The sequence below is a fragment of the Haloferax sp. Atlit-10N genome, from assembly GCF_003586325.1.
GTDB classification, from domain to species: domain Archaea; phylum Halobacteriota; class Halobacteria; order Halobacteriales; family Haloferacaceae; genus Haloferax; species Haloferax prahovense.
Window position 1 is genome coordinate 1 of record NZ_PSYX01000025.1, and the last position, 2,275, is coordinate 2,275.

Here is a 2,275-nt window from a genome sequence, read left to right on the forward strand (position 1 = left end):
GACAGGTCCCTGTCAGTAGTTCTGGCAATGATGACCTTGCTGCTTACGAAGACCAGCAAGGTAACCTTGAAAGAGAGAGCGATAAATGAGCCCATGGAGTTGCTCCGGTTCGTATTCTCATTTTCCAGACCAAGAGCAATCATCGCAGTTTCAAGATCTACCTTTTGGTCAAGGGTTCCGATAAACACCGAAGTCACCTGTTCAAACCTAAGCGGCTCTGTTAGTCTTGTAGAGCGGCGACTGTTCGGCCAGTTTCCTCGGCCTCTTGGCTGGAAGACATATTGTACGCGCCAAGCGCTTCGTCAACCGCCTCGATTTATCCTTAGGCCTGAACGCGAAATTGCTCTATATTTCTCCTAAACCCACTAGCTTCGAGCAGTTCGTTCGAGAGCAAGTTTAGATCGCAGTCGACCACATGGTTTGGAAGTCGCTCTAAAATCCGTCCAGAATCGGTTACTCGGTAGTACTAATCTCGGGATACTGTTCTTTGGCTACAATCTCGACTATGTCTGTTTTCAACAACGGATCGATGTCAACACGATCACCCACAGCAGTGTAGAAGATACCTGCAGTCACGTCTCGCTCAGGGAACCACTCATCCAACACGTGATAATACACGCTGAGTTGCTTCCGATACTCGTCCTCGGCGTGCCGTCCGAGGTCGGTCTTGAAGTCGATGATCTCGACAGTATCGGGACGAATGTGGACGAGGTCGACGATTCCTGAGATGGTGACCTGCTCGCCGTCGACAGTGAGCGGGAGATACGCATCCTCCTCGACTCGTAGCTCTCCATCGAGCGAGTCCAAGAACAACTTGATGTGACGCTCGTCGTCGTTCGAGGGTTCGACGTCTCCCTCCAACACGTACCGCTCAGCGAACTCGTGGGTCTGCGTTCCGAACGCTGTTCCTCTTCCGTCGTCGACGTCCTCGAACACGTCGTCGCGCATGAGCGTGTGCGGCGAGTGTCCGACCGGACCGTCTGGCGTCGGCACAGCAATCTGCAAGTGCGCCTGCGTCGTCTCGCTGATGTCGGCTTCCTGAACGTCAGGCTCCAGTTCCTCGAGGTTGACCGGGAGTTCTTCGATGAATGTGTTCGGATTCTCGCCTGCAGCGAACACGAGGTGGCTCTCAGCCCGCGTCATCGCGACGTAGAGCAAGCGCCGTTCCTCGTCGTACCCACGCGGCAGGCACTTCCGGAGGACGTCACTCCGCCAGTTGTCGTGAATGTGGGGGTAGCCGTGGTCGTCGGCGTAGACCTTCCGTTGGCGGAGTCCGATCGGATCGTCTAACGTGATCGCGTTACTGTTCCCGCCTGACGGTGGGAAGCGATGGGAGTTCATGTTCGCGAGCACGACGATAGGGTGTTCGAGTCCCTTTGACGCGTGGATAGTTTGGACCGTCACCGAGTTCATCCCGGCGCTGGCGTGGACTTCGTGGGTGCTTCCGTCCTCGATGCCGCGCTCAATGAATCGAATGAGGTCACCTCGTGTCAACGTCGTCGCATTGTGGACGGACTGTATCGTCGTCAGCAGCACGTCGGCATACGCCCCGTCGTAGTCGTACCGGGAGAACACGCCTTGAGCAACCCCACCGACCGTCTCCAGTGTTCCAAGCTCCGACTTGAACGTCTGCATGTTGGCGGGGTACGCCTCGGTATCGAGGACGTGTTTGACTTCGTCGAGCGTGTAGCCAGCTTCCTCGAGGACGACCGCCCATCCTCGCTCGGCGTCGGATTCGAGAATTCGCAGCCACGCCAGCAGAAGCTTCGCTGGGTCAGACCGGAACAACTCGATGCCACCCTCGTACGCCATCGGCAATCCGTACTCCTCGGCGACAGAGAAGAGTTCCCGGCCGAAGTCACGGGTCCGAGTGAGGACAGCGATATCACCGTACTCCGGGAGGCGGAGTTCGTCGTCCTCTTCGATCTGATACGCGTCGTTCCCGACGATCTCCTGTATCTTGGTCAGGACGGCCTCGTGTTCGTCTTCATGTTGGATCGCCTCGATACGGGAGTTCTCGTGTGCGGCGTTCGAGGAGAGCGACACGATGCGCTCTCGGACGGCCGCCTCGTCGACATCGTCCTTGCTCGCAGCGGACGTGACCAGGCTGTGCTCGGAGAAGTCGAGGATAGCCTGCGTTGACCGGTAGTTCTCGACGAGCTCGATATCGATGATGGGGCGAGTCGCCCACGACACTCGTTCGTAATCCTCGTTGAGTTCGTCGACGAACCGCTCCAGTCGAGACTCGAACTCGGTGATGTTCTCGACGGCGGCG

Annotated in this window: 2 protein-coding genes; both read right to left on the reverse strand. The window is 57.4% G+C overall.

Annotated features, from left to right (window positions below; translation table 11 throughout):
• On the reverse strand, positions 1 to 188 hold a 188-nt coding region (locus C5B91_RS22815; protein WP_233547829.1), incomplete at its 3' end, for a hypothetical protein.
• 265 nt (positions 189 to 453) lie between these two features.
• A partial coding sequence (locus C5B91_RS20875) for a 3'-5' exonuclease (protein ID WP_199708882.1) occupies positions 454 to 2,275 on the reverse strand: 1,822 nt, incomplete at its 5' end.